The 12,411-nt window shown below is 38.1% G+C and carries 7 protein-coding genes and 1 pseudogene; 2 read left to right on the forward strand and 6 right to left on the reverse strand.

All coding sequences use genetic code 11. The features are described 5' to 3' along the window. Positions 1 to 2,043, reverse strand: a complete 2,043-nt coding sequence (locus tag CYTFE_RS0108620) for a M13 family metallopeptidase (protein WP_027471474.1) — start codon at positions 2,041 to 2,043, stop codon at positions 1 to 3. 177 nt (positions 2,044 to 2,220) lie between these two features. Further along, positions 2,221 to 5,181 carry a chondroitinase-B domain-containing protein gene (locus CYTFE_RS0108625; RefSeq protein ID WP_027471475.1) on the reverse strand — a complete coding sequence of 987 codons (2,961 nt, stop codon included), beginning with the start codon at positions 5,179 to 5,181 and terminating at the stop codon, positions 2,221 to 2,223. A 506-nt stretch (positions 5,182 to 5,687) separates the two neighbouring features. On the opposite strand from CYTFE_RS0108625, the gene CYTFE_RS29910 reads away from it, so the two are divergent. Together CYTFE_RS29910 and CYTFE_RS25705 are read left to right on the forward strand one after the other, a co-directional pair. After that, positions 5,688 to 5,834: a hypothetical protein gene (locus CYTFE_RS29910; RefSeq protein WP_154665640.1), complete on the forward strand. Its 147-nt coding sequence runs from the start codon at positions 5,688 to 5,690 to the stop codon at positions 5,832 to 5,834. A 190-nt stretch (positions 5,835 to 6,024) separates the two neighbouring features. Continuing rightward, positions 6,025 to 6,303 (forward strand): annotated as a pseudogene (locus CYTFE_RS25705) (transposase); the annotation flags it as partial. 152 nt (positions 6,304 to 6,455) lie between these two features. Here the strand turns inward: CYTFE_RS25705 and CYTFE_RS0108635 are convergent. The 4 genes from CYTFE_RS0108635 to CYTFE_RS0108650 form a co-directional block, all read right to left on the reverse strand. Continuing rightward, a complete protein-coding gene (locus CYTFE_RS0108635) occupies positions 6,456 to 7,166 on the reverse strand; it encodes a hypothetical protein (protein WP_027471476.1) in 711 nt (236 codons plus the stop codon). A 50-nt stretch (positions 7,167 to 7,216) separates the two neighbouring features. Beyond that, entirely contained in the window at positions 7,217 to 7,717 is a 501-nt protein-coding gene (locus CYTFE_RS0108640) for a hypothetical protein (protein WP_027471477.1), read from the reverse strand. Between the two features lie 282 nt (positions 7,718 to 7,999). Beyond that, positions 8,000 to 9,361, reverse strand: coding sequence for a RagB/SusD family nutrient uptake outer membrane protein (locus CYTFE_RS0108645; RefSeq protein WP_044262684.1), 1,362 nt, complete (start codon positions 9,359 to 9,361; stop codon positions 8,000 to 8,002). Positions 9,362 to 9,373: 12 nt separating this feature from the next. Continuing rightward, entirely contained in the window at positions 9,374 to 12,406 is a 3,033-nt protein-coding gene (locus CYTFE_RS0108650; protein WP_044262686.1) for a SusC/RagA family TonB-linked outer membrane protein, read from the reverse strand. Positions 12,407 to 12,411: the final 5 nt, after the last annotated feature.

Here is a 12,411-nt window from a genome sequence, read left to right on the forward strand (position 1 = left end):
TTACCAAATAATGGCTCTTTCATCTTTAGGAATAAACATTTTTGCCTGCTCATCAATATCAAAAGCATCATAAAACGCCTGAATATTAGGCAATGGTCCATTCACCCTATATTTACCCAATGAGTGCGGATCTGTTTTGGTTCTTCGAATCATTTCCTTTTCTCTAATATTCTGTGCCCAGATATTAGCATACGACAAAAAGAAACGTTCTTTATCATTGAGGCCGCCAATCATGGGCACTTCTTTATCTTTTATGGCATTCAGGTAGGCGGCATAAGAAATATTCAATCCCCCTAAATCGGCAATATTCTCACCCAAAGTAAATTCACCATTGGCAAACAAAGTATCTTTCACTGGAAATTGATTAAACTGCTCAGCCAACACTTTAGTACGGGTCGCAAAATTAGCCGAATCCTTAGGAGACCACCAGCTGTTTAAATTTCCATCTTTATCATATTTAGATCCTTGATCGTCGAAACCGTGTGTCATTTCATGACCAATAACAACTCCGATAGCACCATAATTTACGGCATCGTCACCATCCATATAAAAGAATGGAGGTTGAAGAATGGCTGCCGGGAAAACAATTTCATTAACCGATGGGTTGTAATAAGCATTCACTGTTTGGGGAAACATATGCCACTCATCTTTATCCACGGGCTTTCCAATTTTATCCATATCGTAGGCAAAGTCAAATCGATTGGAAGCCAATACATTTTGAACATATGAATCTGGTTTAATTTCCAGCTTGCTATAATCTCTCCATTTACTAGGATATCCTATTTTGACATGGATAGCATTTAATTTTTCTATTGCTGCCACCTTTGTGTCTTCACTCATCCATTCTGATTGCTCAATACGTTGTTTAAAACCAAGTCTTAAGTTAGCGACCAAAACTTCCATTCTTTTTTTTGCCTTTTCCGGAAAGAATTTTTGAACAAATAGCTGTCCTATTCCTTCACCCAATGCTCCATTTGTTGCAGTCTGCACTTTTTTCCAACGTGCTTCCATGCTTTGTGTTCCTTGAATTACTTTACCATAAAATTCAAACCGAGCATTTACAAATGATGAAGATAAATATGGACTTAAAGAACGGATGGTAAGCACTTTCAAATAGTTAGAGATCGTCTCTGGAGAATTATTTTTAAGAATCACACCCAATTTCTTAAGGTATTTCACCTGATTCACATTCAGCTCTTGAGGTCGCTCAACTCCTAAACCACTGAAATAACTCTTCCAATCAAAACCAGGATAATTAGCTTCCAATTCATTTCCTTTTATTTTATTATATGTCAAAAAAGGATCTCTATTTTCCGTTCTGGAATAAAAAAGCTTGGCCATGGCATATTCCAATTCAAATATTTGTGTAGAATATAGTTCGGCATTTACTTCATCAACACCCGAAAATGCGAGTATTTTGGCTATATAAGCTCTGTAAGCATCCTGAATTTCTTTAGATGCCTCATCATCCTGAAAATAGTAATCTCTATCTGGCAATCCCAATCCTGTCTGATAAATATCAGCAATGGTCATATTACTATTTTTGGGATCTGCACTACTATACATGGCAAAAAACGGATAGATTTGATAGCTATGCAAAAAAGCCACCACCGGCACGATGTCATCTATTGTTTTTATGGCACTAATTTTATCCAATAAAAAAGAAATATTCTGTAGCCCTTCCTTTTCTATACTGGCAGTATCCATTCCTGATTTATAAAAATCACTAATTTTTTGTGCGATGGAACCAGGTTGATTATCTGCTTGTGTTACTTCTTCAAAGATCGTTTTTAACCGCTCTTTATTATCTTCCTCCAGCGCATCAAATTTTCCATAACGACTTTTATCATCCGGAATAGGGTTTGCCTTTTTCCAGTGGGTATTGGCATAGGCATTAAAGTCATCCCCTGGAGAAACTTCTGTGTTTAATAGTTCTGCAGACAGATTTGGGACCTGCAGTTCTTCTTTTTTAGTGGATGGTGTACATCCTGCCAAAACAGCGAGTGTAGCCCAAGCCCAACCTTTCATTGAAAAATACTTCATTACTAATATTACTTTTATGTTGATGGATTTTTTTAACGCTACAAGATAGTGATAAGTTTTTATTTTAAAGAAGGGGTCCCCATTGAAACAAGGACTCTTCCTTTAAAATAACACTTTTTATCATACATTCACACTTTATTCACAGGGGCACGCAAAGCACTTGAGTAATTAAATCTATTATTGCGCCAATATTTTAAGTCTATCGATTTTACCTTTTCTATTTACAACAACAAGATACACTCCTTTTTCTGGTGCAGTCCATTCATAAGAATCAGCTATTTCAAACTGATCTACACATTGTCCTGCTAAGTTATAGATACAAACAAGCCCATTTCCATCGCAACAGATATGAACAGAGCCCGAAAACGGATTTGGATATATCATTAAATCCAAAGCATCTTCATATAAAAAAGGTAAAGCAGTTAGCGTATTTGATTCAACAAAAGGCACAGCATTGGGACCAACATAAGAGGCATCCAATACACCATTACTTATTTCATCTACACCATTGTATTCATCAGCACCCAAATCTCTTAATCCTATCTTAGGCTGCCCTTCACTATCCGCTGTCACATAAACAAAAGTATTTTCTGTGCTGGCATTAATTGCAGGACTATTACTGGTAAGCTTATAAATTTGTGTAGGCAAAAGAACATCACAATGAGTGGCAGGAGCGCGACAATCAGAACGTTCCAATAATGGATCGATGTTACTCGCTTCGTTATCTGCAAATGCAATATCTCCCCAAATTCCTGTACCTGAAATGTAAATAATATTATCCGCAAAGTGAATATCCGACTCCTTCCCTGACGTTTTAACAGTCACCACCTGATTAGAATTTTGAACAATAATATTATTGGCTATCAAACAGTTGATAGGAGCTTTTCCCCAGTCATCTCTATAACCGATTTCAATATCAGAAGCGTTATTGACTAGGGTGTTATGCGTAAACTCTAAATTCTCAACCACATAATGCTTAGTTAAGTCCGACGAATTGGTAACACCTTCATTATAGGCATCTCCACAAGTCAATGTACAAGCCGCATCCCACAGTGAGCCGGTTAATCCTTCAAAATAGTTATTAAAGATTTTATGATCCTTACCATACACACGCACACCACCACAACCAATGGTACTACCTTCAAATTCAGCAGTTTTATTTTGTCCTAAGAAGAAATTACCACTCACTTCTGTTCTATCCCCATGACGCAACGAAACAGTCCCTAAACATTTTAAAAAAGTATTATTACGAATATAGTTATCACATGACTTCACTGAAATAATTTCAGGATCACCGTCACACTCTTCAAAGAGGTTATTCTCAACCGTACAAAAAGCAGCGCTTAACGACAAATCACTCATACCAATACGAATGGTTTCTTTTTCATTGGTAGCGCGGTTTTGGTTAAACCTAAAGTGATTATGATCAATACGATCGTATTGGGAAACCTGAGGGGTACCTCCATGACTACCGTCTATAACCACCCACGCACCCTGGTCATACTTTCCATCAAACAAATTGTGGTCAATCCTATTATGATGACTAACACACTCCGTATTATCCCAACCATCGCCAATTAAAATAAGTTTTGAACCTCCATCTCCCACATTCTTAAATACATTATAACAAATACGTATATGATTACACCCCTGCAACTTAAACAAAGTATAAGTTGCTACATCAAAATACAAACCTTTAAAAGTAATGTATGCACAATTTTTCAAAGAAAAATATGCATCTCCTGTAATCATAGCCATTCCCTGATTTTCAGCTTCAATAACTACCGGTGCAGCCGATGTGCCACCCAAGGTATTTAAGCTAGTACTCACCCCTTCATATAAACCATCAGATAGCAATATATGATCACCAGGTTGCATATCATCCAAAGCATCTTCCAACTGAGAAGCATTGGCCACCGAAATCGTTCTTCCTTCATTGGTCACCTCTGTAAATACAGCACTCACCTCCAGGTCGCTTGCAACCGTAATAGTTTGTTCTGCACTACTTCCTGATATACCATTCCAGGCGCTAAAAGCATAACCAATCGCTGGAGCGGCAACCAAGGTGACCGTGCTCCCTTCGTAATAAGGTCCGACTGAAGGAGAAAGGCTAACTGTTCCTCCGGTAGTTTGATTAACTACAATAGTAAATTCATTGGGCGGATTAATAGGATCCACTTCCACAGTTGCACCAATAGTTGCATTTACATCTACCGTAAAAGAGGTTGGATTTAAGTTCCCGGACAAAGTTCCAGTCCACCCACTAAATTGGTAATGTTCATCTACCACAATAGAAACACTTACTTCATCACCCACTTCATAGCTATCTTTCTGCGGAGAAATAGTAATGGTTGCATACTCGGGTTGGTTTACGGTAACGGTTCTGGTTGTGGAAGGTGAAGAAAAAGGGATATCCGAAATAACGGTAGTTCCTACATATACATCATCAATCGCAATATCTTTAGTGTCTGTATCGTAATTAACCCTCAATGCATGGTATTCCTTAACATCAACACTACGTCCCATGGAAGATGCGTCATAGCTATCTCTAAAACTAAGTGCAGCATCTATAACATTCCCGTTAACAGCAGCTTCACATGTTAAGGTGGAATAATCAATTTTAGCAGAAAGCCGTGTCCATTCTCCAATGACATAATAAGCCGAAGATACCTCGATTTTAGAACTACCATTATAAACTCTAAGCACATCCGAAGTATTAAACTCAAAAAGGAGCGAACGCCTGCCACTTCCATTGGGTAATAAGTCATATGCCGCTATTTGTAAAACTTCGTTGTTCGCGGAACTAAGCAGTTTGACCCACATATCTAGGTAAACTGTTCCTGATAAACCAGTGGTGTGCTTGTCGTATGCTTCGTGATTCAACTCCACCCCCTCAGAGGTTGAATACAAACGAAGTCCTTGCATTCCACTATGCACATAGGAGGCAGTGCTTACCACATTTGCCATTCCGCCTTGGTCCATACTCCAGCTATGTCCGGAAAGTGAACCCGTTGAATAATCTGAAGTTTCAAAAGAAGTTTCAATAATCGTTTGCGCTTTTGAGAAATTAAAATGGGCACAAAACAATACAAGCATCCAAATTCGTAGTTGATGTTTCTTTCGTAGTTGATATTTCATATGTCTAAATTTATCTTTCAATGGTCATATGAAACTCGCCAACACTACTTATTCACCTGTGTTTGTGAAATACTTTATGATGGCTCCTTTCACAGTTAAAAAAAAATTTAAATAAGCGTAATCAATCCTACTAATTGTCTTCATAAAAAATTTAAAAACAAAACTCGTGCCCACCTGCAATTAGTCAACCATTTGATTGGTCAACCAAATTTAAACTTTTTACCGAAAAAAACAAACATTAAATTCAAATGATGCATTAGACCTTCGTCATGATACTTAAAATACAATTAATCAATATCTTGTTGAGATGAGGCATAGTACCTGCTATGGTGAATTGAAACAAGTTAGCGGGCGACTTGATTGGCAACAATTTTAGTTCGTAATAGATTTTCTAATGCAGCTTTTGGGTTATCTTTCCGGCCGGCACACACTTCTTTCGCGCTAGGCCAACCGCACTACCACCTCAAGTGCGCCCAGAAACCCGGATGATGTATTAGAACTTCGTTATGAGCGTTGAAATGGCAATAAAAGAAGGCTTTTCTGAGACGAGGCATAGCACCAGCTATGGTGAGTTGAAGAAAAGTAACGAAGGGACTTCTTTTGAAGTCATTTCAACGTGTAATAGATTTTCTAATGTATTTTCCGGGTTATAACTTCTCGCCACCGCCGGCCACGGCTATTGTTCTGGCCTGCCCTGCGATCTTTTACTGATAGTTCCATATACGAATGGAAGATATCTATTAAATGAGAAATACAACTTCAACAACTCCACGACTTTACCAACTCGCCAACCTAACGACCTAACAAGCTAACAACTTCAATAACTTAACAACTCGCCACCATCAAGCTTCTCTCCAACGCTGGCCCCGGGGCTATTGTCAGAAACATAAAGGTATGGAGATTTATGCTTGGCGTATCATGAGTAATCATATGTATTTAATATTTAGGAGTACGGATGGATTAAAATCAGAGGTTCTATTGAGTGATTTTAAGCGTCTTACAAGTAGGGTACTGGTTAAAACTATACAAGAGAACACAAGAGAGAGTAGAAAAGAATGGTCGTTGGCACAATTTAAAGAATGGGGGGAACAATCATCCAATGTAAAGCATTATCAGTTTTGACCTCACGATAACAAGCCTATTAAATGAGATTTACAAACCCCCATAATGAACTTGCATCATCTAGTTAGTTAACATACACGGCACACTAAAACAAAGAGGCTGTCTTACGTTTAAGACAGCCTCTTTTCTGACACATTTATAATAACCTTTTGTTATTCTGTTACTTCACTATAGATGTATTTTGAAACACCATAGTCTTCGCTGGTCACTTCAACAGTAAGGGTTCCATCCTCATTCAAGTACACTTTATCACTGTTACCTGCGATCAATTTTTTCTGAGACAACACTAAATCATCATATCCCAATGCAGAGAAGTCTGCTGGGGTGATTTCCAAAATACACTCTCCTGTTTCTTCATCTACGATATCTTCAATAGCATCGTCATCTGCTGAAAAAGGAGCAGCAATCACACGACGAATACTCGACAGATAGTATTCTTGCGTATCATACAAGAATCCGGCCTCAAAACCGGCGATAGCATCCTGATAGGCAATCAATTTTGCCACCAGGTCGGCTTCAGGTACATTCACTGCAACATCCGTAGCATACACATCAGCATCTTTAGTAAAGGACAATACCATATTAAAATTAGAAACCTGTTCTGCTTTTATGATAATTGTTCGCGCCACATATCCATCTTCGGTTTGCGATGCAGTCAACATATCATCAGATGGCACAAATTCTTTATAAGCCCATTGCTTGGATACAATATCATCAAAATTAGCAGAAATTGTTTCCAATAATTCTTCCGTTTGTTTTGCTTCTAGCTCTTCAGCAGTTAACTCATCATCATCATCACATGCTGTGAAACTTACCAACGCTCCTATCAAAAGAGCAAATAACCAATTAAATTTATTCATCATCGTAACATTTAAGATATGGGTTTCCCCTTTTAATAAAAAACTAATCACTTTTAATTCTGAAATGAGTAAGCCTTAAAACGTTTTTGACGTTCCTCATTTTCTTTTTTGATACCATACAAGCCGGCAATAACGCCTTCAATATTTACTTCTTTAATACGTAATGCCAATTTATACTTACTAATATCATCCTCAGGAATATCTAATCCACTTACATCAAAATAACCGTAGTTGGTTCCCGCCGCTATATATACTATTTCCTGAAAAGTAAAATGTGTATCCAGGTCACCCAATGATTCATCCTCTACCATTTCCAGTTCCACATATAAATCATCCTCAAGCACATGACTCAACACCAAACTATCTTTAAACACACCTGCCTCCATGGTATGATTACTACTTTCACTGACACCCAACTTAATAGTGGCCTGCTCCGAGCTTAAACTCACAAAAGGATCCCCTGCATATGTTTTTGATTTGGACACTTCCTCATATGGGTTTTCACAGGCCTCCAAAGTCCCTATCCCCAATAATAATATCAATATGTATTTCATATGTTTCTATTTGTTTTCAATGGCCATATTGAACTCGCTAGGATTAACCATCCCCTTATATGCGAAACAATTTCCATGGCTCATTTCATATGTTTAAATTTATCTTTCAATGGTCATATGGAACTCCCGATAAATTTTAATCATTCTTCTGTGTGTATTTTAGAATGCTAAAATTCATGTTCGTTTCATATACTCAAAATACTTCATTCATCGCATAAAGACGTTGCGCTTCTTGACAACTTCTTTATTAAAAAAAGAAATTTACCTGTGCTATCTACTTATTTAAAAGATATACGGATTAGAATTCGTCTCTTCTTTGGGAACATCCCATACATAAAGAGGTGAATTAGCTGTTAATACACTACCGTTTGCTCTTTCTACCACAAGGTTTAATTCAGAGGACAAACGTTTTAAATCATAAAAACGAAGACTTTCACAAAACAACTCTCTTCTACGCTCTTTAAGTATTTCCAATTTATCAGGTCTAGTAGTCAGTAATTCAGCCCCCCTTTTTTCCCTTAGTACATTTAAAATACGCATGGCTTCATCAGGATCACTTTGTAACACAGCTTCAGCGTATATTAAGTACTGCTCAGCCAAACGAAAATGCTTGTAATGTAAATTACGATCTATTTGACTATTTCTCTCATTTACTGGCACTATGTATTTATAAGGTACTTGATTGGCATTGATATAAGAGGACTCTTTTCGTATATCATCCTCACCAAAACTATTGACCAGTTCATCACTCAAAAGCACGCCATTATTTTCATATATCTCATGATAATCAATCAATTCCGCATCATCCGTATCGCTTAGATCATGGGTCATAAACAGTATTTCCTTGTTGGCCGAACCAAATTGATCTTCCCATAACATCCAATAATCCTCTTTATCCAATAATTCGGTATCAATAAAATGGGAGGAAGCCTCCAGTGCGGTTTCCATATCGCCCATAAAAAGGGCGACTCTGGCTCGCAGGGCTCTCACCGCATCCAAACCAAATTCGTAACTTTTATCTGATGATGACGGTGAATATGCACTCTCTGTGAGCAAGGTCTCGGCTTTTTCCAGGTCGCCAAATATCTGGTTATACACCTCCTCCAGATCAGACTTTGGTAAATACTCCAGTTCCAGATGTACTTTTAAAGGAATCCCCTCCTCTCCTCCATTACTTCCATCGTAGTGTGGTGCATAAATTTGAACGATATTAAATAGAGACCATGCTCTTAAACCCAAGGCCTGGGCATATATCTGATCAATCTCATCCTGGTTGGCCTCATTCTCAGCCGGAACAATACCATAATTATCTATCAATACATTTTCACGCGCAATCAACTGGTACTGATAGCTCCATATATATGGCTGTGGTTGAGACTGATAATCCCAATTATAAACATAGTAATTAGAGGCAGCATACCCACTAATCACATTTTTAAAATCATCAGATGCATAATCAGTGGTTTGCATATTCATCACAGACGATGTCAATGTAAGGTAAACATTATTTAATGCCATCCTGTATGATTCCACATCATCAAAAGCTTTTTCTGTTGACACCACATGTTTAGGTGTAATATCCAACAAATCACAACTTGCAAAAACCATTGTACAACAAAGTGCTATTACTATATTTCTTCTCATGTGCTTATTCATTTAAAAAGTAACATCCAATCCTAAAGTAAACGATTTAGGCAAAGGTTGGCCTATACCTGAAATTTCAGGATCAATACCCTCATAGGCTGTAATTGTTAATAAGTTATTTGCTTGTGCTGTAATATTAAACGCCGAGACTCCTTTGATATTAAGATGATCACCCAGGTTGTAACGAACAATAATATTCTTCCATCGCACGTATGAAGCATTCTCAACAAATAAAGAATTAACACTGGTATCCGAGAAGAACTTTGGATAAGGCAAGGGTTTTTCATCACCCGGATTCAACCAAATATCATCCATAAAACCATCATAAGGAATCTCCCCATTTTTCACATTACTAATCATTCTTGCTTTTAGGTTGTTATAATTCACACCTCCCCAAGCATATGTAAACAATGTAGAAATCTCTAAGTCGCCGTAATTGAAAATATTCGTAAGCCCCCCGTTCACCGGATGCGTATAAGTACCAAAGCCTGTCATCTGGGGTGCAACCCCACTAGAGACTAACCTTTTGTTCTCATCGTAATATATGGGCACTCCATTTACAGGATTCACTCCTGCCCAATGTTTCACGTAAGCCGAATTAATGGCTTCTCCTACTTTAAAATAACCTTCAGTACCCACTTTAATTTCGTCCTGTAAATATAAGTCAGTGATTTCATTGTCATTATAAGCAAAATTCACACTGGTGGTCCAACGAAAATCATCGGTACGAATGGTCACGGCACTCAACTGCAACTCTATACCTCTATTTCGTAACTTACCAATATTACGTAATAGCGAAGAGTAGCCATTAGAAGACGGTATATCAACGGTAGCCAACAAATCATCCGTATTTTTTATATATCCTTCTATGGTTCCATAGATACGATGATTAAGAAGGCCAAAGTCCAGCGCTAAACTCCATTGTTTCGCTCTTTCGAACTTCAAATCAGAATTCCAGAACTCCACCAGGTTAATAACACGCTCACCTCTATAAGTATCACTATTGGTAAAATCATAAAATGGCAATCCCAATGTTTGACGAATACCGCCAGAATTATAATTAACACCATATGAAGCTCGTAGCTTAAATTGATCGAAGATGTGCAGAGGAGCAAACCAAGTTTCCTTTTGCACATTCCAGGCTGCACCTACCCCCCAAGCAGGAACAAACTGCTTATCTTCGGGAAGAATAGAAGACCCATCATAACGAAAAGAGCCGGTCAGGTTATACTTAGAGTTAAAATTGTAATTACCCCGTGCATAGAAGCCCAGCAAGGCATCGTAAAATTTTGAAGTGGAAACCGTTGCATCCGGATTAACCCCTATTTCAGGGTCTACCTTATCCGATATTCCAATACTATTAAAACCAAATCCCCAGCTATTGGTATGAATATATTCCGATCCTCCACTCAAAGAAAAAGAATGATCGCCTATATGTTTGTTATAATCAAAGCTCAAATTCACCCTGGATATGAATGACTTGGATTCATTCTTTCCAAAAGCTCCTGCGCCCTTGATCTTTCCGGCCTCCTCTACCAGTCTATTTGCCAAAGTAACCGTATTATTTTCTCCATCATTATAGGTAATTCCAACTTTTGCATTCAAATTAAGACCATCCCATACGGCCCAATTCAAATTTGTATTCAGATCCACCCTCCACGAAGTCAGTTCTGAATAACGTCCATTCAATTCCTCAAATGGATCCTCAAAGTATTGTCCACTGATTGAAATTGGATTTCGTGCAATAAAATCGGTAGTAGCTGTTGTTTCGTAGGGCTGCAAGGTATATATAAGACTAGCGGGTGATGTCGTTGATTTTGAGCGCTTACTACGTCCTACAGATGAATCAAAACCAATAGAGACATTCTCATTTAAGTTATGATCTAAATTAAAACGTGTGGTAAAACGCTTCGCCCATGAGGCATCATAGCCGCCTTGCTCATCATAATAACTGGTAGACAAATAATAACGCGTATCATCTGCCCCACCTGAAATACTAAGTTGCAAATCTTTTACCTGTGCTATACGCGACAATTCTTTCAACCAGTTGGTATTATTAGATTCCAGTTCCTGATATCTTTTATTCTTAATAAAAATCTCCTCTTCGGAATCACCGGGTGCTGGTGAATAAATATATCCCAATCCCGAAACAATTTCCAACTCTCGTTCCAAGGCCAGCTTTTCTGATGATTTCATTAAACTGATTCCTCCCAAATCGGAGATCGGTTTTACCGTATGTTGATAACGCACATTATAAACTGTTTTCCCAACAATACCTCGTTTGGTTTTAATTTCAATCACTCCGTTGGCTCCCCTTGTTCCATATTCAACAGTGGATAATCCATCCTTAAGCACCCGTATGTCCACAATATCATCTGGATTAATGGTACTAAAAACATCTGAAGTGATGGGCGATCCATTTAAAATATACAATGGTTCATTGGCTCTGTTCGCCGAAACCAACTCAGCATCATCTTTTGCTCTGATCCCCAACGAATTATTACCTCGAATACGTATCGTTGCCTTTTCTCCAGGCTCACCGCTGGATTGAATAGCTAAGCCAGCCACCTGTCCCTGGAGCAATTGATCGAAAGAACCGGCGGGTGTTCCCGCGGAAAATACTTTGGTATCAATTTTTCCAACCGATCCGGTAATCATACGAACATCCTTCTGATTCTCTCCGAAGACCACCACTGCGTCTAAATCGTGTGAAACAGATTCTAACTGAATATCAATAATAGCTCTGGTTCCAACCCTTACTTCCTTGGTCTCGTAACCAACATACGAAAACTGCAATACGCTTTCAGAAACCAGTCCTCCAAAACTATAATGTCCCTCGTAATTGGTGATTACGCCTGATGTGGTATTTTTTAAAATTACAGCCACTCCAATCAGAGTCTCTCCCGTCTCCGCATCAGTAACGATACCTTCAACTTTTCTAATCTCTTGCGCTCCTGCTGAAAAACTACAACAGCACCATAAACCCACTAATAGTGTAAAAAGAGATACGTATTTTTTAATGTGTCTCATTATTAAATTCATCATTTGAA

The sequence above is a fragment of the Saccharicrinis fermentans DSM 9555 = JCM 21142 genome, from assembly GCF_000517085.1.
Lineage (GTDB): Bacteria > Bacteroidota > Bacteroidia > Bacteroidales > Marinilabiliaceae > Saccharicrinis > Saccharicrinis fermentans.

Bases quoted from the DNA above. Each gene is read 5' to 3' on its own strand.
- CYTFE_RS0108620 (WP_027471474.1), bottom strand. From the start codon at position 2,043: ATGAAGTATTTTTCAATGAAAGGTTGGGCTTGGGCTACACTCGCTGTT.
- CYTFE_RS0108635 (WP_027471476.1), bottom strand. From the start codon at position 7,166: ATGATGAATAAATTTAATTGGTTATTTGCTCTTTTGATAGGAGCGTTG.
- CYTFE_RS29910 (WP_154665640.1), top strand. From the start codon at position 5,688: ATGAGCGTTGAAATGGCAATAAAAGAAGGCTTTTCTGAGACGAGGCAT.
- CYTFE_RS0108650 (WP_044262686.1), bottom strand. From the start codon at position 12,406: ATGATGAATTTAATAATGAGACACATTAAAAAATACGTATCTCTTTTT.
- CYTFE_RS0108640 (WP_027471477.1), bottom strand. From the start codon at position 7,717: ATGAAATACATATTGATATTATTATTGGGGATAGGGACTTTGGAGGCC.
- CYTFE_RS0108645 (WP_044262684.1), bottom strand. From the start codon at position 9,361: ATGAGAAGAAATATAGTAATAGCACTTTGTTGTACAATGGTTTTTGCA.
- CYTFE_RS0108625 (WP_027471475.1), bottom strand. From the start codon at position 5,181: ATGAAATATCAACTACGAAAGAAACATCAACTACGAATTTGGATGCTT.